Here is a 24819-nt window from a genome sequence, read left to right on the forward strand (position 1 = left end):
ATCGTGATGACGAAAACCTGTGCTGACGTGTGAGAACGAGTGATAAACTCACAGAGGAAGCTAACCGATGGCTCCCGTAAACACTCACATCTCTATTTTTCAACGAGGAGAAAAATGGCCGAGGAAATTTCCCAGCCGGAACAGCAGATTTATGACGCTGCCGCGCGGGAACTCATCTCGTACGAAGACGCATGTCGTCAGATCATTGACGGCATGATTATTGGAGGTATCCCGACTTCTGAAGAAGCGATTACCTCTTTTTACGAGGATGCTCTCAAGAAGATTCAGGACCGCGAAGCCGCAAACGCCAAGGGCGAGTTCGATGAGGTTGCTACGTCCAAGGAAGACTACCACCACTGGTACGATGCTTCGAAGCCCGATACTGCCGCATGGAGCCATCTGCGCAGGAAGCTTACCGAGAAGATTGGTGAGGTCGGCACGTCGACTATTCATGAGGAATCCGGCAAGGTTGTCGGTCTTCTTGCTGATCCCGCGATGAAGAATTTGACCCACAAGGGTCTTGTCGTTGGCTACGTGCAGTCCGGTAAGACCGCGAACTTCTCGGCAGTTATTACCAAGGCGGTTGATGAGGGCTACCGTTTTATCATTGTTTTGGCGGGTATGTACAACAACCTGCGTCGCCAAACTCAGGAACGTTTGAACAGTGACGTCGTTGCAACTATCCGAGATGCAAAGAAATCTGTTTATACTCTGACCAGCATCGAGGGTGATATCTCTTCGGACGCCGACAATCTTCTCAATGCTCTGCGCACTAATGGTAGCGTTGTTTTTGCCGTGGTAAAGAAACACTCTGGTCGTTTGAAGAACTTGCTGAAGCAGATGGAAGCCGCAAACCGTGAGGGTCTGCTGGATGATGCTCCCGTACTTATCGTAGATGATGAGTCGGATCAGGCAACGCCTAATACCGAGAAGGAAGACCAGAAGTGCTCCGGTATCAACCTGTGTATTCGTAAGATTTGGGATCAGGTGCAGCAGGGCTCCTACGTGGCGTACACCGCTACCCCCTTCGCGAATGTTCTGATGGACCCCAACGATGACGAACGCTATACCGAGTATGTAGGCTCTGATGGCCCCGAAGATTCTGAAGAGGAAATTATCGAGCATTATCCGGGTCTATATCCCTCCGACTTTATCTACGCTTTGGAACGGCCGGAGGGGTACATCGGTGCATCCCGTATCTTTGGTACCCCTCTGTGGGCCACCGAAGATGAGGACGGCGTACTTGATGACGGCGCAAATGTTGATGCCTTGCGTGATATCGAAGATTGGGAAGCCGATATTCTGCGTCCTCCAACTCCGAAGGAGGAACGTGCTGGTAAGAAGTACGAGCCGGAAATGGTCCCCAGCCTGCAGGACGCAGTACATTGGTTTATGATTGCTACGGCTCTTCGCCGTCTTCGTACGGGAAAGAAGCAGCACAGCTCGATGCTGATTCACTTCTCGTACAGGGTACAGACTCACTTCGAGGCTGCGGATGTCGTTAAGGAGTACATCGACGAGCTGAAGAAGGCCTACGATACGCCCGAAATTAACGAGGCGATGCAGGACCTGTATGAACGCGAAGTTGGTCGTATGCAGGCTATCCATCCCAACAAGTCATACCTCTCATGGGATGAGCTGAAGCTTGCTGTAGGCCAGACTATCCGCGAGACTAAGTGCATTGTGGATAATGGTCCCTCGGAGGAGCGCCTGGAATACGACGACGCAGCGCCGGCTACCTATGTAGTCATTGGTGGCAATACCCTTGCCCGTGGTTTGACCCTTGAGGGCTTGATTAGCTCGTACTACCTCAGGACGAGCAAGACTTACGATGCTCTTCTGCAGATGGGCCGCTGGTTTGGTTTCCGTCCCGGCTATGATGACCTGATTCGTCTGTGGACCACCAGGGATCTTCAGGATGACTATCGCCACCTTGCCGGTGTCGAGGACGAGATTCGCGAAGAAATCCGGGCTGTGGGTAGCACTCCCAAGAGTATCGGTGTGAAAATTCGTACTCACCCCGGCTCGTTGCAGGTGACTGCCCGGAACAAGATGTATCACGCTACGACCGTCAGGGTTGATTACAGTAGAAAGCTCCATCAGCTGACTCGTTTCGAGGAGAAGAACGCCGAAATCCTGAACCACAATATTCGGGTGTTTGAATCGCTCATCAATTCTGTCTCTGGTACCCGTGAGGTACTGCGCGATAAGAACAACGGTAGCTATCTCTTCACCGGTGTGCCTGTGGATGTCGTGCTGTCCTACTTCAAGGACTTTAAGGCACACTCCTCGCACTATGAAGCTGGCTCAGACAAGCTGGTTGAGTGGATTGAAAAGTACGCTGACCAGGACTGGAACGTTGTCGTCTACTCCGGCACCCAGAAGGATATGCCGCAACAGAACTTTGCTGGTCTGGATATTCGTATGGCAACCCGTAGCGCGTACGTTAACTCCGAATCTGGCATCGCTAATCTGGGCGCTCTTGCTGTCGGCGATACCCCCATCGCTGATTTCAAGATTCTTGCTGAGTCTGGAAAATTTGCGGATACCGAGTCATTGCAGGCTGCCAAGAGCCGCACAGCACAGCTGGACTTGCGTTACCTCGAGGGTAATATTCCGCTCCTGGTAATTTACGTCGTCAACCCCCATTCCCAGGCTAAGAAGGGCATCCGCCGTCGTGATCTTGACGCTGCAGCACCGGTCGTCTTGCACGCAGTGGTTCTTCCTCAGGTGGGGGGCTCCAACTACGGTAACTTCATTTCAGTTGTTCCTAAAACGATTGAGATTACGGAGTTTGATGAGGAAGAGCTGGATGAGAACAGCCCCATCCTGGCTGCTGCTGAAAGCGACGACGAGGGCGATTACAAGGAGTAACCTCAGGTAGCTTCTTGAAGACCCAAAAGTGGGTATAGGTTTCGGGGTGGCATTTCACCAGATAATGCCACCCCGGAGCTTTATACCCCTCTCATAACACACACCGTACGACTCAATAGCGCCCGCAACTTCTACAGGGCAAGGAGATAATATCGTGAGCCTTAACTGGTTCCCTCTTCCTAAAAACACTGGTTCGATATCTGCTCGAGGTGCCTCACGTACCCTGGGTCGACCCAATCTGAGCCTGCTTGCTCTGGTCACCCGAGAGATGGCTCAGAACTCGTGGGATGCACGCCTCGAAGGGCACATGCCGGAGTTCGGTTGCCTGGTTCGGCACGCCAATCAGGGTGTACTGAATACTCTGCGGAACGAGGTATTTGCAGCTGGTTTTGAGATTCACAGCAAGTACACCGGTCTAGACCAGACTTTTAACCGCGGCGACGTCTACTTCTTGGAATTCTGGGACCGCGGCACTGTCGGTCTTGATGGCCCGGACCGCCCCGACGAAGCTGTTGAGGAAGGGGAGAGCCAGAACTTTGTTAACCTCACGATGAACCTTGGTAGCGATAACAAGGGTCAAGGTAACGGTGGCTCATACGGTTTCGGTAAAACGGCTGCTTTCAATATGAGCGAGTCTCAGTCCGTTATTTACTGGTCTGCCTTTAAGACCAAAACTGGCGAGATTGATTACCGACTTATTGCTGTTGCCCTCGGCAAAGAATATACGGATGGCGGTCGAAACTACACCGGTCGCCATTGGTGGGGATATGAGGGGCCGACAGTTAAGGGAACGGGTAACATTCTCCCGTTGACGGGAGAACCTGCTCGTCGACTGGGCGAGGCTATTTTCTCTCGTCACTTTAAGGACGGAGAAACTGGCACTTCAATTCTTATCGTTGATGCAAAGCCCGCAGAGCTTATGGAAGTATCAGACGATGAAGATAAGACTCCGGATGACCCGGGTCGAATTATTGACCGTTCCCACGAAAAAATTCAAAATATCGTGATGTACCATCTTTGGCCCAAATTGGATGTTGAAGATGGAAATAGGTCTATGGATATCAGGATTAATAATAACCCTGTCTTAATTCAGGAACTTAAGAATAACCCTGAATATAAGGGAATTGAGCAGCTGTGCATGGCTCTTATCGATGTCCGGAAAATGGCTGAGCTTCAAATAGTTAATTCTGACGCTGAGTCATTTGAAGGGGGTTTCCAGTATAAGAGCTTTGTTTTTAGACGACTGAAGGATTCCTATAATATTGGATACTTAAGGATTGCTCGAGGTGCCTACGAAATCAATACTATAAAGCCCATCTATCCACAAAACACTGTATGCTTGATGCGTAATGAGGCTGAATTAGTCGTCCAGTACCGAAAAGTGAATGATCTGGATGACTCGAAGGCCACCTGGTACGGCGTTTTTAAGCCTGACGTTGAAACCGATGTTGCATTCCGAGAGGCTGAGCCTCCGGCCCATGACGAATGGAATCCGAGCTCTCTCGAAAATGCTGAACATAAGAAAATTGTTGTTTATGCTGCTTCGAATATCACGAAGAGTTTGAAAAGTATTTTTGAGACGAAAGATATTAAGCGTGATAGTGGATCGCTGGGTTCTTTGTCGAAGATTTCTCAGAAGCTTGCTCGGTTTAACCCCATCATGTCTGTGGGAGGAGGTGCTAATATTGCGCCGGTGGACGAGGAAGAATGTGTAAAAGATAAGAAGCGGCCTGGCGGCGTTGTTCGGCGCGCCTCTGTATCGATTGAGTCTGCGGTGATGGCTGGCGTGCACCCGCAGAACCCTGATTACGTGCGGTATCTCATTAGCTTCTCCTGCAGCAGTGCTTGGAAGGCCGGTCAGCGTGTAGGTATCAACGTCTCTATTGCAACCAGCGAGGAGAAGACTTTGAAGTACACGGACTCTCACGACCTTGAGCCTTCTTGGAGCGAAGGCTGGGGCCCTGACCCCAACGACACCCAAAAGGCGGGCCATGTTTATGTGCAGTGGGACGGCCCTGAAGATTCCGAGGAAAACCAGGGGTCTGTGGTCATTACACTGCGTAAAGGTAAGACCTATATTTTTGAGGTGGAGGGCTAAGAGCTATGGCAGGTAAGCGTGTAAAGGCATATCCTCATCTCACCCTTTTTCCACACGAAGTGGAATGGGGCGAATGGGATATTCGTACTCAGAACGGCGAAATTGTTGACCCGGAGAAGTTGCCCTCCAACTGGGATTACGATACTAATCTGGAGATCTCCATCACCGTCAAAGTACGTCTTGAAGGAATCCGTCGAGTACTAGGCAATGAGGAGTCTCTGCCTCGACTGATTTGTGAGGTTCAGTGTCGACCGACCCACTGGAGCGTCATTGAAGAGAGTCGAGATGTTCATCTCGATTCGGAATCATTTGTCGCGGTTGTTAGCGCCAAGGTTCCTGGACGTAAGGTTGCGGGAGAGCTGAAACTTCGAGTAGCTCTAGTGGCGGGTGCCCTAAATATCGATGGATATAACACCGATGAAACCGCCTATATTGCTGTGCAAGAGGACAGCCTGTCTTTGAGCGCTAAGGGCGCTGGTATGCCGTTCTCACAGCTTGATTTCTCTCGAGTTCCTGGGTGGGATAAAAATGCTCCCTGGGTTATTCGATGCAAGGCAGATAACGCAGAAGCTCCGTATTCAAGGTGTATTAGAATATTTGTCAACACTAAACACCCGGCTTGTAATGCTTTGGTGCGAGGGGATGAAAAGGACTATGAAATTCTCGAGCCGGTACTTGCTCGGGATTTCCTCTCAAATTTAGTGAGAGAAATATATTTCTCCCACCTGGAAAATTCCTCAATGTATACATTTCCTAAGGAAGAAACAGAGGATAATTGTAAAGAATTTGAGGTTGTGGCACAAAGAGTTATTCAAGAGAGTCTTTCAATGACCATTCCAGAACTTATTGACGCGTTAAAAAGGGATTGGAATTCCGTGCAGAGCAAGATTGACGGTGCTACCGGATACATGCAGAAGGGATGGAAGTAGATATGGTTCAGCAGAATGTGGAGCCTGCTCAGCAGGATACTAGCCCTGAGAATACTCAGGTGCCTGCAGAGCGGGAAGAACTGTATTTTTACTACCGATTGGAAGAGCCAGTTAGCGAAGTACTTCTGGAGAAGTGGCAAAATTCTGGAGTTCCTATTCGCAATGTTGATTGCGGAAAAATCGATACCAATCTAGAAACTTTGAATATCGGTGGTAATGAGGTTCCGACTATTATCCTTGATAAATTACGTAGAATCATGGATTCTGAGCTCGAGAATCTGAAAGAAATCCCTCAAGATAGCGATGAATGGAAGTATGCCTACTCTCATCATATTGGTAAAGCGCTCTATGAAAATCTACATATGATTCGAGGGGAAGTCGAGTCTATTGAGGTATGGCAGTTTATCGGTCTATGCGTTCTTCCTACTGCGGCTTTTGCACGTTTTGCCCCGTCAAATAAGGACCGACATATCGGTAACCTTCGCCGCCACGTGCTACGTCGAACCTGGCTGACTTATGACCTCCTGGGTGAGGTTATGGATGAGGGAGGCTACCTCACGGAAGATGACCTCAACCAGATTCTTGACCGAACCTCTATCTCGACGAACCGTGATTTGGCGTTGGCTCTCGCTCGAACCCTAAACTCTGTGGGTGCTCCCACCGATTATGGTTTGGAGAGGGGAGTCTCTGCCCGTAAGATCAAACGTAAAATTGCGGAAGAGCTCACGGTTCGTATGGGCGTTGAGATGGTGCAGTACAAATCATATGAGGATATGTGTGCACTCCTTGAGACCATCAAGAACGAGGTTATCGAGGCCTTCAAGCTGCAGGAGGGTATCGAAGAAGAACAGTATGAAGATACCTGGGATTCTGATTCCGCAGCTGTAGAAGACTACGAGCCAGAAGATGTAGAAATCGAAGAATCGGAAGACGTAGAGGTTGAAGAGCTGGAAGACTCAGAAGACTTGGATACCGAGGCTGACGAGTACGACGAAAGCTACTACGAGGATTTCTCGGACGAGGAATCTGAAGAGGAAGAAGAGTCTGCAGATTTCGGGGTTGATGAGGCTATCGAAGCTGAGGAACCTGAAGCTGAGGAGTCTGAGGCCGAGGAGTCTGAGCACCAGGAACCTGCGGAACCTCAACCGTTCTTTGTGCCGGTTAACGAATTCCGCGAATCAAACCTCTTCAGCTCAACGCAGTACGGGTACTACGTTGACGAGGAACCTGAGGAACGCCCTTCACGTCTTCGAACTCCGCAGAGCAAGCTCAAGGCCAAGCTGGAACAAGCAAGCCCTGAGATAACTGCGGATGAAGAAGCTAATGAGCAGGCTTCTGAAGCTAGGGCTCACAGGAGTAAGCTCACGCCTCCCAAATCTAAGATGGGACAGTTCTGGGATAACATGCCCTGGAATCGCTAAAAACTAAGAAGCCCCCTCGTACTAGAAATAGTACGAGGGGGCTTCGTCATATCTGGGGGTAGAAGCTTAGTGCTTCTTCTTCGGCTCACACGCCACGCCGTCACCGTCTTTATCTAGACCCGGGCGGTAACCCGGCTCGCCACGATGCAGGGGCGCCGCACCAGCCGCACGAGCATCAGCGCATGTTTCGTAGTAAACACTCGACCGCGCAGGAGCCTGCTGAACCGGCTGCGCGGGAGCCTCAGAAACCGGAGCCGCCGGCGCCTGCGTGGAAGGTACCTCAGCAGCCGGAGCCTGAACGGGAGCCTCAGTCGTCGGAACCGGAGATGGGGTTACCGTCGGAGAAGGAGACTCCGAAGGAGTCGCAGACGCACTCGGCGTCGGAGAAGAACTAGGAGTAGCCGAAACAGAAGCGGATGCAGAAGCAGACGTCGACGATGACGAAGCGGAGGGCGTGACCTTCGGAGCACGAATAGACGAAGAGCAGCCGGTCAGCAGCAGAGCACCCGCAAGAACACCAGCGGTCGCGGCGTGAATTTTCAACACAATATTCCTTTATAAAGTGAGTGGACAAGGGTGTTCACCGTAGAACACACACTCAAGTGTAAAGGAAAACTATCCCACCCGCAGGCACTATTGAGCCTTTCAAACATTCTGACAAGGGAAGAAACACCAACCCGGCACGGCAAAGCCCCCTTGTACCGGTTCATACAAGAACCGGCACGGGGGGCTTCGCTATATATTCGCTATATCTAGGGGGCGCCAGCCGGAGGCGCTAGGGGAGTAGCACCTTCTTCGGGATAGCTCTACCCAGACCCGCCGCTAGGAGCAGTTGCCGTTCATATCGCAGGACGGGCCCGCCTCCGAGGCGCCCGCCAGCGGGTTCAACAACTCAACCTGATGGGTCTGCTCCCACACCTGACGCAGCGCCTGCACCAGCGCCTCCGCAGGCTGCGCACCACTGACCGCCCACTTCGACTCAATCAAGAAGAACGGCACACCGTTAATGCCCAGCTGGCGCGCCAACTGCTCATCAGCACGCACGTGCTCCGCGTAACGGTCGCTCTTCAACACAGCCTCAACCTCGGCGGTATCCAAACCAATCTCAGAGGCGATATTCAGAATCGACTCGTGATCCTGCACCGAACGGCCCTGCGTAAAGTACGCCAGCTTAAACGCCTCCTGCGCCGCCGACGCCAAACCCTGCTCGGACGCATACTGAATCACGCGGTGCGCATCAAACGTATTACCGTAGCGTGCCTGCCGCCAATTGAAATCCAAACCCACCTCGCGGGCACGCTCCGCCAACGACTCCTGGCTCGCAATCGCCTGCTCCAAGGGCATGGAGTACTTCTTAGCAATCAGCTCAGGCAGCGAACCAGCCGGATGCTCCGTAGCCGACGGGTCCAGCTCAAAACTATGCCACACCACCTCAACCTCATCACGGTGCTCAAACTCGGCGAGCGCCTGCTCCAGGTTACGCTTGCCCACGTAGCAGAAGGGGCACACAATATCGGACCAAATATCAATACGCATGGTATCTATTCCTCTCATACTCGGATGCGGCACATTGCCGCCTGTATGCTCACCTAACGCCCCGGCTGCCGTGTTTATTCCCGCCTATTTCCCAGCGTTATTCCCCAGCGGGTGTTCCCCATAGTTTATTCCCACCGGGTACGGCAAAGCCCCCTCGCACCGGTTCGTACAGAATCTCTGTATAGGAATATCTGTACAGGAATATCCGTACAGGAACCGGGTCAAGGGGGGCTTAGCACACGCGAAATACGCTACCCTATCGGCGGGCAGCCGCCGGTGCGGTCGTGGCAGTAGCCGCGGGAGCAGTCGTCGCCGCAGGCGCGGCGGTCGCACGAGCCGGGGGGGCCGTAGTGGTTGCCGCCGCAGGCGCAGTCGTAGCCCGCTGAGTAGCCGCTGCCTCATCCTCATAGCGGGTAGTCGGCGCCTGAGTCGGAGCCTCAGTAGTCGGCTCCTGGGTAGGGGCCGGCGCCTCCGTAGTAGCCTCGGGGGAGGGGGTGTTCTCCTCCGGGGTGGGGGTCGGCGAAGGAGCCGCCGCCTTAATCTCTTCCTCGGATGCGTCACCGTAGTAGTCACGAACCGTCACCGCAGTCAGGCCGCGGTCATCAATCAGGCCCTTCACCTTATCCAGGATCGGGATGATCGTCTCGTAGTTCAGGTGGCCCAGCACAATCTGCTGCGGCAGCATGTAGCGGATGCAGCGCATGTAAATCACGCGGGAGCTGGTCTTCGCCTCGTCACCGGTAGTGCCGTTCCACATGACCGGGCGGGTAAAACCAATCTCACCGGCAGCCTTCAGCACCGCATCGTTGTAGCGGCCATACGGCGGGCGGAAGTAAGGCTTCGACGAGACACCGAACATGCTCATAATCTCGTCTTCGTTACGCTGCAGCTCTTCCTTCACACCCTCAGCATCCAGGGTGGTCAGGTCGGCGTGGCTGTAGGTGTGGTTCGCAACCTGAATCTGGCCACTCTGAACCAGCGGACGCAGCAACGACACATGCTCCTTAAAACCGGTGTAAGAAGCGTTAATGAAGAAGGTCAGGCGAGTATTCGTACGCTTCGAGAACTCAGCGTAGCCGCGAATCGCCTCCGGGCTTGCGCCGTCATCAACAGTCCACGCAACATACTTGCCGTCACCAACGAGGGAGTTGCCGATGCCGGGCCATTCGCGCGGCTTATCAACCGGGTTGCCAGCAGCGGCAACCGTCGGCGAATTCGTGGGTGCGGGGCGAGTAGCAGCAGCGGAGGTCTCGCCGCCAGCCTGATACGGAGTGAAATTACCGCTGGTGCCGTCGTAGTCATTCGACTTCTTCGAGCAGGCAGCAATCAGCGGAAGCATAGCAGTGCCGAGCACAAAAAGTCGGCGGTTAGGCTGTGAGTGGGTCATACTCTCCAGGATAACGCCCCCACCTGCAAGGAACGAATCTGAACAGCGAATACACCCTAAATAATGTGCACATCACACCCCGCGCTCAGCACCACAGTATTAATAGGTATAAAAACTAGGTATAAGAACACAAAATCCTAAAGCCGCAAGCCGGTAACGCTCCGCTACACTAGTGGGATGGAGAATTTGGGCACTCACGAACTGCGCAACCTTGTGAACGATGCTGCCGACGAGGCAGTCAACATCGGCTACCGCGTTGCAGACCGGCTGCACAGGTGGCGCGAAAAACGCGCCATCGCCGCCGGTCGCGAGCCTATCCTCGTGCCCACCGAAGGCTACGGACGCGCCGCCTCCGAAGGAAACCCCGGCTGGGTCCGCATCATCGCCCGCGCACTCTACAAGACGGTCAACCTCGAACGCCTGCTGCAGGTCGTAGAAGGCACCCAAGACACCGCCAACCCCATGCGCGGCTGGCGCTCCTTCACCGCAACCGCAATGTCCGATGCGCCCGTCACCATCGTCATCGACGGCACCAAGTATGAGGCGTACACCGACCGCGGCGGCGTGCTCGACGTCAAACTCAGCATCGACCTGGACCCCGGCATGCACGAAGTCATCATGTACGTGCCCGGCTCCCGCGCCGTAGCAACCAGCGTCTACATCGTTCCCGAAAGCCAGAAGCTCGGCGTCATCATGGACGTCGACGACACCGTCATGGTCACCATGTTGCCGCGCCCCCTCGTCGCCGCCTGGAACTCCTTCATTCTCGACGAGCACGCACGCATCCCCACCCCCGGTATGGCGGTCATGACCGACCGTATCCGCCGTAGCCACCCGGATGCGCCGTTCATGTACCTGTCCACCGGCGCCTGGAACATCACCCCGACCCTGCGCCGCTTCCTCAGCCGCAACGGCTACCCGCGCGGCACGTTCCTGCTCACCGACTGGGGCCCCACCCCCGACCGCTGGTTCCGCTCCGGAACCAACCATAAGGTCGAGTCCCTGCGCCGCCTCGCCGAGGAATTCCCGCAGATGAAGTGGATCCTCGTCGGCGACGACGGGCAGCGCGACCCGTACATCTACAACGGCTTCGCGGTACGCTACCCGGACAACGTGGCGGCAATCGTCATCCGAAACCTGACCGTGGGGGAGACCATGCTCGCCTCCGGCCGCGTATGGAGCGACTACCGTGCCGAACAGATGATGCGCTCGCCGCTGTGGATTGAAGCCACCGACGGCGTAACACTGAGTAAGAAACTGCGTGAGCTGGGCCTGATCGATTTCTAGCCGGTTACCGCTCGCCGGTTGCTAAAACCTGTGCCTATGGCCTGTAAACCCACCGCAAATACCGCGAAATGCCGGTATATGCGGTGGGTTTTGGTGTTTCAGCGGAATTAACCAACTTAAACCCACGACACACCGGCTGCCGAAAAAGAGTTAAAAATCTTTTCTACAGCCTTAATCACATAGCTTAAACCCGCTCGAAGGGGGTTAACCCCCGCCTTTAAGAAAGTCCGTTCTGCTTTAAAACCGCGCCGTTCCGCGCAAGAATGGGCGAGAGTTAAGATCTCTTTAAAATCAAGCCCGAATCTGCCGGGTTTTATGCCCCCAAACGCATACATGAGGTTAACTGAACCTCAACTCAGCGGGCGAATGAACCCTTAAAAATCCTGACCAACTTAAACCCCACCTGTGGATAACCCGGCACACCCCGCGAAAATCCAACGAACTAGCCCCGCGGCAGGGTGTGGATAAGCTGTAGACACCCTCTCTTAAGTGGGTTCAACTGTGGGTTTATCGAACGAAACACGACCCTCGCACCACATCATCTTGTGGTGCAGAAAAATATCGACACTAGATGTAGTATTAATACTCGGTTCCACCACTACGGCACGTTTAGGCGCCCTGCCCCAGCGCAGGAAACCGCCACACCCCCACTAGGAGGGGGCAGCGGACGGCACCGCGCTCACCGTCAACACCACGTGGTGAACCACAGACGAAACACGCCAGATTCATTCACGAGATAACCCCGCCTGAGCGGGAGAAAGTAAGAGGCATTCCCATGGTAGTGACCGTGTACACCAAGCCGCAGTGCGTCCAGTGCAACATGACCTACCGCGCCCTCGACGCGAAGGGTATCAGCTACACCAAGGTTGATATCACCGAAGACGCTCAGGCCCTCGAAATGGTCAAGTCCCTCGGCTACATGCAGGCACCCGTCGTCATTGCAGGCGACGAGCACTGGTCCGGCTTCCAGCCCGACAAGATCAACGCTCTGGCAGCGTAACAACCCAGCCGAAACCCGCACCAACGGGAATCGGCACGGAACTCACACCGGCACACGAGAATAAGGAGTACACATTGAGTACCACCCTCACGCCCAACCCCGTCGACGAGCACGCAGAAATCCGCAAGATTCTTATGGATGCACGCAACGCCTCCGAGGGTCGAGCGACCGAGGTCCTGGACGACACCGCGCCGCTCATCGTGTACTTCTCCTCCATCTCCGGTAACACCCACAAGTTCGTGGAGAAGATCCGTGCCCGCCGCCTCCGCCTGCCGCTGCGCACCGGCGAAGACACCCTCATTCTTGATGAGCCGTTCGTGCTCGTCGTCCCCACCTACGGCAAGCCTGAAGGCGCCGGTAACGTTCCCCCGCAGGTGGTTAAATTCCTGAACGTGGAGCAAAATCGCAACCACATGATCGGTGTGATTGGCTCCGGCAACACCAACTTTGGTCCGCTCTTCGGTATCGCGGCAGACATTGTCGCCAAGAAGTGCGATGTGCCCGTGCTCTTCAAGTTTGAGCTCATGGGCACCGATTCAGATGTAGAAAAAGTCAACGAAGGATTGGAAGCATTTTGGACGCAAAACTGCCCTCAGCACTAGAAACTCTCGGTGCGAGCCACAGCGGCAAGAGCGTGCCCGAGAAGTTCAAGGGTATGAGCTACCACGAGCTGAACGCACTGCTGAACCTCTACGATGAGAACGGCCAGATTCAGTTCGATGCAGACCGTCAGGCTGCACGTCAGTACTTCCTGCAGCACGTCAACAACAACACCGTCTTCTTCCACGACCTGGAAGAGAAGATCGAGTACCTGATCGAGAACCAGTACTACGAGCCGGAACTCTTCGACAAGTACAACTTCCAGTTCATTAAGAACCTGTTCAAGCGTGCCTACGCCGTGAAGTTCCGCTTCCCGACCTTCCTGGGTGCCTTCAAGTTCTACACCTCCTACGCGCTCAAGACCTTCGACGGTCAGCGCTACCTGGAGCGTTTTGAAGACCGCGTCTGCATGGTTGCACTGCTGCTGGCAGAAGGCAACGAGAAGCTCGCCGAAGACATCGTCGACGAGATCATCTCCGGCCGTTTTCAGCCGGCAACCCCGACCTTCCTCAACGCAGGTAAGAAGCAGCGCGGCGAGCTCGTCTCCTGCTTCCTGCTGCGCATGGAAGACAACATGGAGTCCATCGGCCGCTCCATCAACTCTGCACTGCAGCTCTCCAAGCGCGGCGGCGGCGTGGCATTCGCCCTGACCAACCTGCGCGAATCCGGTGCGCCCATTAAGAAGATTGAGAACCAGTCCTCGGGCGTTATCCCTGTCATGAAGCTGCTGGAAGACGCCTTCTCCTACGCAAACCAGCTCGGCGCACGTCAGGGTGCCGGTGCCGTGTACCTGCATGCACACCACCCCGACATCTACGCCTTCCTGGACACCAAGCGTGAGAACGCTGACGAGAAGATCCGCATCAAGACCCTCTCCCTGGGCGTTGTCATCCCCGACATCACCTTCGAGCTGGCGAAGAAGAACGAGGACATGTACCTCTTCTCCCCGTACGATGTGGAACGCATCTACGGCGTGCCCTTCTCCGACATCAACGTCTCCGAGAAGTACTACGAGATGGTCGACGATGCACGCATCACCAAGACCAAGATCAACGCACGCGAGTTCTTCCAGACCATCGCAGAGATCCAGTTCGAGTCCGGCTACCCGTACGTGATGTTCGAAGACACCGTCAACCGCGCGAACCCCATCGCCGGTAAGGTCATCATGTCCAACCTGTGCTCCGAGATCCTGCAGGTTTCTGAGCCGTCCACCTACCACGCTGACCTCGGCTACGAGACCGTCGGTAAGGACATCTCCTGCAACCTCGGTTCGCTGAACATTGCACTGACCATGGACGGCGACGACTTCGGCAAGACCGTGGAAACCGCGATTCGTTCGCTGACCTCCGTCTCCGACCAGTCCGACATCCGCTCCGTACCCTCCATCGAGCGCGGCAACAACATGAGCCACGCCGTGGGCCTGGGCCAGATGAACCTGCACGGCTACCTGGCACGCGAGCATGTCTACTACGGTTCCGAAGAAGCACTGGACTTCACCAACATGTACTTCTACACCGTCGCCTATCACGCAATCCGCGCCTCCATGCAGATTGCTAAGGAACGCGGCCAGCGTTTCGAGGGCTTCGAGAACTCGAAGTACGCATCCGGTGAGTTCTTCGCCAAGTACATTGAGAAGGAATGGGCACCGCAGACCGAACGTACCCGCGAACTGTTCGCTAAGCACCACATCCCCACCCGTGAAGAGTGGATTCAGCTGGCTGCTGACGTGGCACAGTACGGCATGTACAACCAGAACCTGCAGGCTGTTCCGCCGACCGGCTCCATCTCCTACATCAACGGTTCGACCTCTTCGATTCACCCGATCGCTTCGAAGATTGAGATTCGCAAGGAAGGCAAGCTCGGCCGCGTCTACTACCCGGCGCCGTACATGACCAACGACAACCTGGAGTACTACCAGGACTCCTACGAAATTGGTTACGAGAAGATCATCGACACCTACGCTGTGGCAACCCAGCACGTGGACCAGGGCCTGTCGCTGACCCTCTTCTTCCGCGATACCGCAACCACCCGCGATATCAACCGCGCCCAGATTTACGCATGGCGTAAGGGCATCAAGACCATCTACTACATCCGTCTGCGTCAGATGGCTCTTGAGGGTACCGAGGTTGAAGGCTGCGTATCCTGCATGCTCTAGCCCGAATGCTGTGACGCATTCAGCCTGAGCTGGCACACTATAACTAAAGACTGGAAGGGGCGGTTACGGTGAACACGCAAACCGCCTGCGCGACCGGTTGGGCGCGCGTGGGACCGTAACCGCCCCTTAAGAATCGGAGAATTACTAATGAGCGAAAAGGTGAAGCTCGTCGACCACGTGATCGAGGCTATCAACTGGAACCGTATTGAGGACGAGAAGGACCTTGAGGTTTGGGATCGTCTGACCGGTAACTTCTGGCTGCCGGAAAAGGTGCCGCTGAGCAACGACGTGCCCTCCTGGAAGACCCTGACCGAGGAAGAGAAGCAGCTGACCATGCGCGTCTTCACCGGTCTGACCTTGCTGGACACCATCCAGGGTACTGTCGGTGCTGTGTCCCTGCTGCCGGACGCTGTGACCGCGCACGAAGAGGCTGTGTACACCAATATTGCGTTCATGGAGTCCGTGCACGCAAAGTCGTACTCCTCGATCTTCTCGACCCTCGCCTCCACCAAGGAGATTGACGAGGCGTTCCGCTGGGCTTCTGAGAATGAGCACCTGCAGAAGAAGGCGAAGATTGTTCTGTCCTACTACATCGGTGACGACCCGCTGAAGAAGAAGGTTGCCTCCACTCTGCTGGAGTCCTTCCTGTTCTACTCGGGCTTCTACCTGCCCATGTACTGGTCTTCGCACGCGAAGCTGACCAACACCGCTGACCTGATTCGTCTGATTATTCGTGACGAGGCAGTGCACGGCTACTACATTGGCTACAAGTTCCAGCGCGGCCTGGCGAAGGAGTCCGCGGAGCGTCAGGCAGAGCTGAAGGAGTACACCTTCAACCTGCTGTACGAACTGTACGAGAACGAGGTGGCGTACACCCATTCCCTGTATGACGGTGTGGGTTGGAGTGAGGACGTGAAGAAGTTCCTGCACTACAACGCTAACAAGGCTCTGATGAACCTGGGCTACGAGCCGATGTTCCCGGCGACCGTGACTAACGTGTCCCCGGCGATCCTGTCGGCACTGTCCCCGAACGCTGATGAGAACCACGACTTCTTCTCCGGTTCCGGCTCTTCCTACGTGATTGGTAAGGCTGTGAATACCGAGGACGAGGACTGGGACTTCTAAGCCCCCTCTCGCCCTGCGATATAAGGCTGAGATAAACCGAGCGGAACCCCCGCGTGTCCACTATGGATGCGCGGGGGTTCCGCCGTTTAACCGGCTGCGGAAGCAGGGGAGCGGCGGCGGAGAAGCGGGGGAGCGGGAGCGGTTTGCCGGTTCCGACGGTTCCAACTGCCGGAGTTTTTGCCTTCACCCCGTAGCATAAAAAATTATTGATATATCGGGGTGCGGGGCGTACTGTTGGACTACTATCCCACAGCCCCGAAAGGAACACCCATGCGTTCAGTAATCATGGAAGCCCCCGGCAAGGTCGTCGTCAACGAAGTCGACAAGCCGACCCTCCTCGAACCCACCGACGCCATCATCAAGCTCGCAGCATCCTGCATCTGCGGCTCCGACCTGTGGCCCTACCGCGGCGCACAGCCCGTTGAGCACCGAGCAATGGGCCACGAATACATCGGCGAAGTCGTCGAAGTCGGCTCCGAGGTCACCACCGTAGCCCCCGGCGACTTCGTCGTAGGCTCCTTCTGCATCTCCTGTGGCGAGTGCGAAACCTGCACCGCAGGCTACCCCTCCCGCTGCCTCAAAGCAATCGCGGCAGGCGACGCCTTCATTGGCGCACGCTCCAACGGCACCCAGGCCGAGTACGCCCGCGTACCCTTCGCAGACGGCACCCTCGTCAAGACCCCCGCAACCCCCACCGAAGAGCAGATCCCGCACCTGATGGCGGCATCCGACGTGCTCGGCACCGGCTGGTACGCAGCAGACGCAGCGCAGGCAGGCCCCGGCAAGACCATCGTCGTTGTTGGCGACGGCGCAGTCGGCCTGAGCGCAGTTATCGGCGCTAAGCAGCTCGGTGCGGAGAAGATTATCATCATGTCCCGCAACCCCGAACGTCAGGCGCTCGCTAAGGAATTCGGCGCAACCCACATCGTGGAAGAGCGCGGCGAAGAGGGCATCGCCAAGGTTCTGGAACTCACCGACGGCGTGGGCGCACACGGCGTTGCGGAGGCTGTTGGCACCCAGCAGTCCTTCGACCAGGCACTCGGCTGCGTACGCCACGGCGGCTACATCGGCTTTGTGGGCGTGCCGCACGATAGCTCCATCGGCACCGATAAGCTCTTCGGCAAGCAGGTTCACCTGGAGGGTGGCCCCGCCCCCGTCCGCAAGTACCTGCCGACCCTCATCGACCTGATTTACAAGGGCGAAATTGAGCCCGGTAAGGTCTTCGACCTGGTTCTGCCCATCGATGAGGCGGCTAAGGGTTACGAGGCAATGGACCAGCGTACCGCCACCAAGGTTCTGCTGACCATGCCGTAATAGCCGGTCGTATCGCCGGTTCCTATACCAGCTCCTGTACCGGTAGCCCGGCATGTATGCGCTACTAATCCCCGCACCGACCCTGTCGCTCCACGTGAGCGGAGGTCACCGGTTGCGGGGATTAGTGCATTAAAAATTGGGTTTATTTGCCACCTTCCGGCGAGGTGAGGGACAAATGAGTGAGCCAAGGCATAGAATAAAAGAGCATGATTCGTACAACTCGAAGGATGACAATGACGAAGAAGCCTTTCCCTTCCGACCTCGAAATCGCACTTGCCGCCGATCTTTGGCCTATTAACAAGATCGCAGCAGACAACGGCATCAGCGAAGATCGCCTTGAACCCTACGGCAAGTATGTCGCTAAGGTCCTCCTCGACGAAACCACCAACGCAGAGACCGCCCGCAAGCGCGGCTCTAAGTACATCGTGGTTACCGCAGTCACCCCCACCCCGCTCGGTGAAGGTAAGACCGCAACCTCCGTCTCCCTCGCACAGGGCTTCGCCCAGACCGGCCGCAAGGCAATCCTGGCTCTGCGTCAGCCCGCAATGGGCCCGACCTTCGGCATCAAGGGCGGCGCAGCAGGCGGCGGCTACTCCCAGATCGTTCCCATGGAGAAGCTGAACCTGCACCTGACCGGCGACTTCCACGCCGTCACCGCAGCGCACAACCTGCTTGCCGCCATGATCGACAACCACCTGCACCACGGCAACGAGCTGCGCATCGACCCGCGCGCAATCGAGTGGCGCCGCGTTATCGACATGAACGACCGCTCCCTGCGCAACATCGTCGTGGGTCTGGGCGAACGCATGGACGGCGTGGTCCGCGAGACCGGTTTTGACATCACCAGCGCCTCCGAAATCATGGTGATTCTCTCGCTGGCAACCTCCTTCAAGGACCTGCGCGAGCGCCTGGCAAAGATCGTGATCGGCCTGAACTACGACGGCGAGCCCGTCACCGCAGCCGACCTGAAGGCTGACGGCGCAATGTCCGTCATCCTGGCAGACGCTATCAACCCGAACCTGCTGCAGACCCTGGAGCACACCCCCGCACTGATTCACGCGGGCCCCTTCGGCAACATCGCAACCGGTAACTCCTCCGTGGTCGCCGACTACGTTGGTCTGGAGTACTCCGACTACGTGATTACCGAGGCTGGCTTCGGCGCCGACATGGGTGCGGAGCGTTTCTTCAACGTCAAGTGCCGCGTCTCCGGCCTGAAGCCGGACGCAGCAGTGCTCGTCGTGACCGTGCGCTCCCTGAAGTCCCACTCCGGCCTGTACAAGATCGTTCCGGGCAAGCCCCTGCCCGAAGGCATGCTGCAGGAAAGCCCCTCCGACGTGGAGAAGGGCGCAGAGAACCTGAAGAAGCACATCGAGATTGTGCGCAACTTCGGTGTTCAGCCGGTCGTGGCAATCAACGCCTTCCCGACCGACTTCGAGTCCGAGCACGAGACCATCCGCCGTATCGCTGAGGAAGCTGGCGCTCGCGTCGCTATCCACCGCGGTGTGGCTGAGGGCGGTAAGGGCACCACCGACCTGGCGGACGTGGTTGCTGAGGCATGTGACGACGTTTCGGATCTGAAGTACACCTACGATCTTGAGGACTCCATCGAGACCAAGATTGAGAAGGTTGCGACCAAGGTCTACGGCGCGGACGGCATCTCCATCGCTCCCGCCGCCGCTAAGCAGCTGAAGCGTTTCGCTGAGCTGGGCTACTCGCACCTGCCCGTGGTTATCGCGAAGACCCACCTGTCCATCTCTTCGGATGCAACCCTGAAGGGCGCACCGACCGGCTGGACCCTGCCCGTGCGCGAGGTTCGCCTGGCTGCCGGCGCTGGCTACGTCTACGCTATCTGCGGCACCATGCGCACCATGCCGGGTCTGAGCAAGAGCCCCGCAGCTGAGCGCATCGGCTTCGACGAGAACGGCGTGATGGTCGGCCTGTCCTAAGGGCTTGTCCTAAGGTGACTGTGCCAGCTGATCTATAGCTAGTGGAGGCGGCGCTCCTTCCCCACAGCGGGGGAGGGGCGCCGCCTTTGCTGTGCCCTATGGTGCTTTTGTGGGGTGCTCTGCCCCAGATACATGGAAGCATGAGGGGCGAATACGAGGTGTGCAACGCTTGAGGGCGGGGAGTGGAGCTCTTGAAAACAGAATGAAACTAGGCTGCAACCGGGCTGCAACCGGGCTGAAACTAGGCTGAAACCAGACTGCAATCAGGGAGAGTGAAGGATTCTGAAACCCCTGGTGGAGGGGTCTTTCAACCTTTCATTGAGGCTTCTAGAGCGCCTGTTTTGAGGGTGAAATTGGTACTTGCTGGTTAATAATTGGGCTCTATGTATGCTTGAAGGTCAGGTTTTATTAAACAATCTATAGAGGTTGATTTTTAACCCACTTATTACCTTGCATTTTGTGAAAATATAGTACTGACTAGGTATTTTACTTTTTTGAAGTGGGTTCATTGAGTGCACTTAGTGAACCTAGCGAGGGGTGTGATGTTATTGTTTTGTAATAAAACCTCCACTTTAGGGGGTACCTACAGGGGTAAAACAGACCAATTGATTTTGCCCTCGCGCGAATAATCGTGCAGATTTTGAACGGTGAGCGGTACATTTTTTCCGGTTAATGAAGTTGCAACTACTTGAAGGTACTTTCACCTTAACCCTCTACTTCCGCAGAATACCGGGCTAAAACTGGGTATTGAACCTTTGGAATTGCCGAGTGTGGAGCTTAAGTTAAAGGTGCACCGAAGTGCCAAAAGAGGGAAATTCTAAAATTATTTTGGGTGAAATAAGTCACGCTAAAACTCGAAAAAAATGAAATTGGTACGTATGGATACCCTAAAAAACACCTGTTTTTATTACAGAATGATTACAATGAGGCGCGGGTCACTAAATCCGGCTCTCCGTACCAAATTGGGTGGTAAAACAGCCCCCAAAAAGTTCGCTACTATTGAGTCATCAAGTAATCGTGAGATTTCCAAAGTCCTCGGGTTGCTTGTGTTTGAGTGAGTGATAGATACCCCTGGGTGTCATGAGAAGCGACTGTGTATCGATGCGCAGTCGCTTCTCTGTTTAACTTTTGAATTTCGCTGGACCCTCAGCCGGGTGGGAGCCAGCCGGGACCTAATCCGCGCTGAACCCAATCCGTACCGAGCGTGCTCCAGAATCTGTTCCCCGTACATACAACCCGTAGATGTATCCCGCGCGTTCAACGCCGAATGCGCTGATAGGGGAGCGAACCGCATAGGTGCCTGCTGTGCGGTCACAACCCCTACACTGGAACTATGACTACTTACCCCGAACCCACCCTCATCTTTGAGAACCCTGAACTGACCGTCCGTGCGTTCAGCGTCTCCGAGATGGACAATAGCGTCTACCTCATCACCATGCGGGCCACCGGCGAGCAGGTGCTCATCGACCCTGCAGACGATGCAGAAGAACTCTACGCATTCACTCTTGACGCGCTCCTGAACGACTGCCCGCAGCTCGAACTGGCAGATGGTGAAGAACGCCGCGTGCGCGTCATGGAGAAGGAAGAGGACTTCAACTCCATCAGGCCCCGCGCTATTGGTCTGACCGGCATTCTGGTTACTCACGGCCACTGGGACCACATCCGCGCTATTAAGGAGCTCGACCACCTCACCGGTGCCGTGACCTCCGCGGGTGCAGCTGACGCTGCTGAGATTAAGGAACTGGAAGACTACACCGTCGAAGAGGAGCTGACTGGCGGCGAAAGCTTCGACTTCTACCTCTCTGATACCGTCATCCGCGCCCTGCACGTGCCCGGCCACACCCCCGGATCCATCGTCTACACCCTCGAAACCACCTGGGAAGACGGCACTCCCGCAACCCTGCTGTTCACCGGCGACGCCCTCTTCCCCGGCGGCGTGGGCAAGACCGACTCCCCGCAGCAGTTCGGCGAGCTCTTCTCCAACGTGCTCGAAAAGCTCTTCGGCGGCTTCGAAGATGACGCCATCGTGCTACCCGGCCACGGCCGCTCCACCACCCTTGGCGACGAGCGCCCCCACCTGGAAGAGTGGGGAACCCGCGGCTGGTAAACCGCGCCTGACAGTCCACCTCATATAAGTACTGCACCCTCATGCCTTCACCCGCCGCATAATCGCGCCGGTGAAAGGCGTGAGGGTGTAGAATTTAAGTTCGAAGATAAGACGAAAGGATTTTCGATGACACCCCGCCCGGCACACGGTAGCACCGCACTCAAAGCGAACGATCTGACCAGCATCCGGGTTCAGGGTGCCCGCGAAAACAACCTCAAGAACGTAGACCTCACCATTCCGCGTGATGCGATGGTCGTCTTCACCGGCCTCTCCGGCTCCGGTAAGTCCTCCCTCGCCTTCGACACCATCTTTGCGGAAGGTCAGCGCCGCTACGTTGAGTCGCTGTCCTCCTACGCGCGCATGTTCCTCGGGCAGGTCGACAAGCCCGACGTAGACTTCATTGAGGGCCTCTCCCCGGCGGTGTCTATCGACCAGAAATCCACCTCCAAGAACCCGCGCTCAACCGTCGGTACCATCACCGAAATCTACGACTACATGCGTCTGCTCTGGGCGCGCATCGGCCACCCGCACTGCCCCGAATGTGGCGAAGAAATCACCCAGCAGACCCCGCAGCAGATTGTGGACATTCTGCAGGAGTACCCTGAACGCACCCGCCTGCAGATTCTCGCGCCCGTCGTCAGCGCACGTAAGGGCGAGTTCGTGGACCTCTTCAAGGACCTGCTCACCCAGGGCTACTCGCGTGCCCGCGTGGATGGCGAAACCGTGCAGCTCTCCGACCCGCCCAAGCTTGCCAAGCAGTACAAGCACACCATCGAGGTGGTCGTCGACCGCATCGTCATTAAGGACGGTATTCACCAGCGCCTGACCGACTCTATCGAAACAGCGCTCAAGCTCGCTGACGGCCGCGTACTCATCGACTTCGTGGACCGCGAGCAGGACGACCCCGAACGCACCCGCTCCTTCAGCGAAAACCTCGCCTGCCCCAACAACCACCCGCTGCAGATCGACACCATTGAGCCGCGCGCCTTCTCCTTCAACTCGCCTTTCGGCGCGTGTAGCGCCTGCGACGGCATCGGCTCGCGCCTGGAAGTAGACACCGAACTGCTCGTACCCAACCCCGACCTGACCCTCGGCGAGGGCGCTATCGCACCCTGGTCGCAGGGCAAAGCAACCACCGAATACTGGCTGCGCCTGCTCGCAGGCCTGGGGGAGGAGCTCGGCTTCGACCTAAACACCCCCTTCAAAGACCTGCCCGCCAAGACCCGCGCCGCGATTCTGGACGGCAAGGACTACAAAGTTGAGGTGTCCTACCGCAACCGATTCGGCCGCGAACGCCGCTACACCTCCGGATTCGAAGGCGTGAAGGCGTACATTAAGCGCAAGCACGAAGAAACCGAATCGGACTTCGCCCGCGACCGCTACGAACAGTACATGCGCCAGGTCGCCTGCCCCTCCTGCGGCGGCGCGCGCCTGAACCCGACCATCCTCGGTGTGAAGGTTGGCGGCAAGTCCATCGCAGACATCACCGACCTGTCCCTGGCTGACGCGCTCGCCTTCGTGCGCGGACTGCAGCTCAGCGCCCGCGAAGCCAAGATTGGCGAGCAGGTCCTCAAGGAAATTGACGCGCGCCTGCAGTTCCTGCTGGACGTGGGCCTGGACTACCTGACCCTCTCACGCTCCGCCGGTACGCTCTCCGGCGGTGAGGCGCAGCGCATCCGCCTCGCAACCCAGATTGGTTCGGGCCTGGTCGGCGTGCTCTACGTGCTCGACGAGCCCTCCATCGGCCTGCACCAGCGCGACAACCGCCGCCTCATTGAAACCCTGACCAAGCTGCGCGACATGGGCAACACGCTTATTGTGGTTGAGCACGACGAAGACACCATGCGCGAGGCCGACTGGATTGTGGACGTCGGACCCGGCGCGGGCGAGCACGGCGGCGAAATCGTGCACTCCGGCAGTTTCGAGGAGCTGCTGAAGAACACCCGGTCCATCACCGGCGACTACATGGCTGGCCGCCGCAGCATTGAGGTGCCCGCCTCCCGCCGCCCCGTGGACAAGAAACGCCAGCTGACCGTGCGCGGTGCCCGCGAAAACAACCTCAAGAACGTGACCGTGTCCTTCCCGCTGGGCGTGTTCACAGCGGTGACCGGCGTGTCCGGCTCGGGTAAGTCCACCCTCGTCAACGACATTCTGTACACTTCCCTGGCGAACAAGCTCAACGGCGCCAAGCAGGTACCCGGCCGCCACAAGAGCATCGACGGTCTGGAGCACCTGGACAAGGTCATTCACGTGGACCAGTCGCCCATCGGTCGTACCCCGCGCTCGAACCCCGCCACCTACACCGGCGTGTTCGACCACATCCGCAAGCTGTTTGCAGAGACCAGCGAGGCGAAGATGCGCGGCTACACCCCGGGCCGCTTCTCCTTCAACGTCAAGGGCGGCCGCTGCGAGGACTGCTCCGGCGACGGCACCCTGAAGATTGAAATGAACTTCCTGCCGGACGTGTACGTGCCCTGTGAAACCTGCCACGGCAAGCGCTACAACCGCGAAACCCTCGAGGTGCACTACAAAGGCAAGACCATTGCAGACGTGCTCGAAATGCCCGTGGAGGAGGCCGCCGAGTTCTTCGCCGCGTTCACCCCGATTGCGCGCCACCTGAACACCCTCGTGGACGTGGGCCTGGGCTACATTCGCCTGGGCCAGCCCGCGACCACCCTCTCCGGCGGTGAGGCGCAGCGCGTGAAGCTCGCCACCGAACTGCAGAAGCGCTCCAACGGCCGCTCCATCTACGTGCTGGACGAGCCGACCACCGGCCTGCACTTTGAAGACATCCGCAAGCTGCTCGCCGTGCTGCAGTCGCTGGTCGACAAGGGCAATAGTGTCATCACCATCGAGCACAACCTGGATGTGGTCAAGTGCGCCGACTGGATTATCGACATGGGCCCCGAAGGCGGTAGCGGCGGCGGCACCGTGATTGCTGAAGGCACCCCGGAACAGGTGGCTCAGGTGAAAGGCTCGCACACCGGCGCGTTCCTTGCCGAAATCCTGAGCTAGCCAAGAACTTGACCTAGAGGAAACC

General features: G+C 56.6%; 16 protein-coding genes. 13 read left to right on the top strand and 3 right to left on the bottom strand.

Annotated elements, in window-relative coordinates:
* Window positions 1–114: 114 nt before the first annotated feature.
* From RQ593_RS02245 to RQ593_RS02260, 4 genes are all read left to right on the top strand, one after another.
* Window positions 115–2874 carry a Z1 domain-containing protein gene (locus RQ593_RS02245; protein WP_311449695.1) on the top strand — a complete coding sequence of 920 codons (2760 nt, stop codon included), beginning with the start codon at window positions 115–117 and terminating at the stop codon, window positions 2872–2874.
* A 154-nt stretch (window positions 2875–3028) separates the two neighbouring features.
* Entirely contained in the window at window positions 3029–4972 is a 1944-nt protein-coding gene (locus tag RQ593_RS02250; protein ID WP_311449696.1) for a hypothetical protein, read from the top strand.
* Between the two features lie 5 nt (window positions 4973–4977).
* On the top strand, window positions 4978–5901 hold the full coding sequence (locus tag RQ593_RS02255; protein WP_311449697.1) for a hypothetical protein: 924 nt from the start codon (window positions 4978–4980) through the stop codon (window positions 5899–5901).
* Between the two features lie 2 nt (window positions 5902–5903).
* On the top strand, window positions 5904–7322 hold the full coding sequence (locus RQ593_RS02260; RefSeq protein WP_311449698.1) for a hypothetical protein: 1419 nt from the start codon (window positions 5904–5906) through the stop codon (window positions 7320–7322).
* Between the two features lie 66 nt (window positions 7323–7388).
* On the opposite strand, the gene RQ593_RS02265 is transcribed toward RQ593_RS02260, so the two are convergent.
* The 3 genes from RQ593_RS02265 to RQ593_RS02275 all read right to left on the bottom strand — a co-directional run bounded on the left by RQ593_RS02265 (window position 7389) and on the right by RQ593_RS02275 (window position 10245).
* The gene (locus RQ593_RS02265; RefSeq protein ID WP_311449699.1) at window positions 7389–7868 is read right to left on the bottom strand and encodes an excalibur calcium-binding domain-containing protein; all 480 of its coding nucleotides are present in this window, start codon (window positions 7866–7868) and stop codon (window positions 7389–7391) included.
* A 276-nt stretch (window positions 7869–8144) separates the two neighbouring features.
* Window positions 8145–8858 (bottom strand): DsbA family oxidoreductase, encoded by a 714-nt coding sequence (locus RQ593_RS02270; protein WP_311449700.1) that lies wholly within the window; start codon window positions 8856–8858, stop codon window positions 8145–8147.
* Window positions 8859–9114: 256 nt separating this feature from the next.
* Complete coding sequence (locus RQ593_RS02275; RefSeq protein ID WP_311449701.1) at window positions 9115–10245, bottom strand: polysaccharide deacetylase family protein; 1131 nt, start codon at window positions 10243–10245, stop codon at window positions 9115–9117.
* 177 nt (window positions 10246–10422) lie between these two features.
* On the opposite strand from RQ593_RS02275, the gene RQ593_RS02280 reads away from it, so the two are divergent.
* The 9 genes from RQ593_RS02280 (at window position 10423) to uvrA (ending at window position 24794) form a co-directional block, all read left to right on the top strand.
* Window positions 10423–11532, top strand: a complete 1110-nt coding sequence (locus tag RQ593_RS02280) for an App1 family protein (RefSeq protein ID WP_060824702.1) — start codon at window positions 10423–10425, stop codon at window positions 11530–11532.
* Window positions 11533–12307: 775 nt separating this feature from the next.
* Window positions 12308–12532 (top strand): glutaredoxin-like protein NrdH, encoded by a 225-nt coding sequence (nrdH, locus tag RQ593_RS02285; protein WP_005505794.1) that lies wholly within the window; start codon window positions 12308–12310, stop codon window positions 12530–12532.
* A gap of 74 nt (window positions 12533–12606) precedes the next feature.
* Window positions 12607–13134: a class Ib ribonucleoside-diphosphate reductase assembly flavoprotein NrdI gene (nrdI, locus tag RQ593_RS02290; protein WP_219101289.1), complete on the top strand. Its 528-nt coding sequence runs from the start codon at window positions 12607–12609 to the stop codon at window positions 13132–13134.
* Window positions 13107–15287 (top strand): class 1b ribonucleoside-diphosphate reductase subunit alpha, encoded by a 2181-nt coding sequence (nrdE, locus tag RQ593_RS02295; protein ID WP_060824704.1) that lies wholly within the window; start codon window positions 13107–13109, stop codon window positions 15285–15287. Before nrdI ends, nrdE begins: the two co-directional genes overlap by 28 nt.
* 147 nt (window positions 15288–15434) lie before the next feature.
* A complete protein-coding gene (nrdF, locus tag RQ593_RS02300) occupies window positions 15435–16412 on the top strand; it encodes a class 1b ribonucleoside-diphosphate reductase subunit beta (RefSeq protein ID WP_311449702.1) in 978 nt (325 codons plus the stop codon).
* Window positions 16413–16682: 270 nt separating this feature from the next.
* Entirely contained in the window at window positions 16683–17726 is a 1044-nt protein-coding gene (locus RQ593_RS02305; protein WP_311449703.1) for a zinc-dependent alcohol dehydrogenase family protein, read from the top strand.
* A gap of 233 nt (window positions 17727–17959) precedes the next feature.
* The gene (locus tag RQ593_RS02310) at window positions 17960–19672 is read left to right on the top strand and encodes a formate--tetrahydrofolate ligase (protein WP_005508799.1); all 1713 of its coding nucleotides are present in this window, start codon (window positions 17960–17962) and stop codon (window positions 19670–19672) included.
* 1333 nt (window positions 19673–21005) lie between these two features.
* Window positions 21006–21779 (top strand): MBL fold metallo-hydrolase, encoded by a 774-nt coding sequence (locus tag RQ593_RS02315; protein ID WP_049358352.1) that lies wholly within the window; start codon window positions 21006–21008, stop codon window positions 21777–21779.
* Window positions 21780–21905: 126 nt separating this feature from the next.
* Window positions 21906–24794 (top strand): excinuclease ABC subunit UvrA, encoded by a 2889-nt coding sequence (gene uvrA / locus RQ593_RS02320; RefSeq protein WP_311449704.1) that lies wholly within the window; start codon window positions 21906–21908, stop codon window positions 24792–24794.
* Window positions 24795–24819 lie beyond the last annotated feature (25 nt).

This window comes from uncultured Rothia sp., assembly GCF_963507905.1.
GTDB lineage: Bacteria > Actinomycetota > Actinomycetes > Actinomycetales > Micrococcaceae > Rothia.

Coding starts and splice junctions, on each gene's coding strand:
- RQ593_RS02245 (WP_311449695.1), top strand. CDS start 115: ATGGCCGAGGAAATTTCCCAGCCGGAACAGCAGATTTATGACGCTGCC.
- RQ593_RS02255 (WP_311449697.1), top strand. CDS start 4,978: ATGGCAGGTAAGCGTGTAAAGGCATATCCTCATCTCACCCTTTTTCCA.
- RQ593_RS02260 (WP_311449698.1), top strand. CDS start 5,904: ATGGTTCAGCAGAATGTGGAGCCTGCTCAGCAGGATACTAGCCCTGAG.
- RQ593_RS02270 (WP_311449700.1), bottom strand. CDS start 8,858: ATGCGTATTGATATTTGGTCCGATATTGTGTGCCCCTTCTGCTACGTG.
- RQ593_RS02275 (WP_311449701.1), bottom strand. CDS start 10,245: ATGACCCACTCACAGCCTAACCGCCGACTTTTTGTGCTCGGCACTGCT.
- RQ593_RS02280 (WP_060824702.1), top strand. CDS start 10,423: ATGGAGAATTTGGGCACTCACGAACTGCGCAACCTTGTGAACGATGCT.
- nrdH (WP_005505794.1), top strand. CDS start 12,308: ATGGTAGTGACCGTGTACACCAAGCCGCAGTGCGTCCAGTGCAACATG.
- nrdF (WP_311449702.1), top strand. CDS start 15,435: ATGAGCGAAAAGGTGAAGCTCGTCGACCACGTGATCGAGGCTATCAAC.
- RQ593_RS02305 (WP_311449703.1), top strand. CDS start 16,683: ATGCGTTCAGTAATCATGGAAGCCCCCGGCAAGGTCGTCGTCAACGAA.
- RQ593_RS02310 (WP_005508799.1), top strand. CDS start 17,960: ATGACGAAGAAGCCTTTCCCTTCCGACCTCGAAATCGCACTTGCCGCC.
- RQ593_RS02315 (WP_049358352.1), top strand. CDS start 21,006: ATGACTACTTACCCCGAACCCACCCTCATCTTTGAGAACCCTGAACTG.
- uvrA (WP_311449704.1), top strand. CDS start 21,906: ATGACACCCCGCCCGGCACACGGTAGCACCGCACTCAAAGCGAACGAT.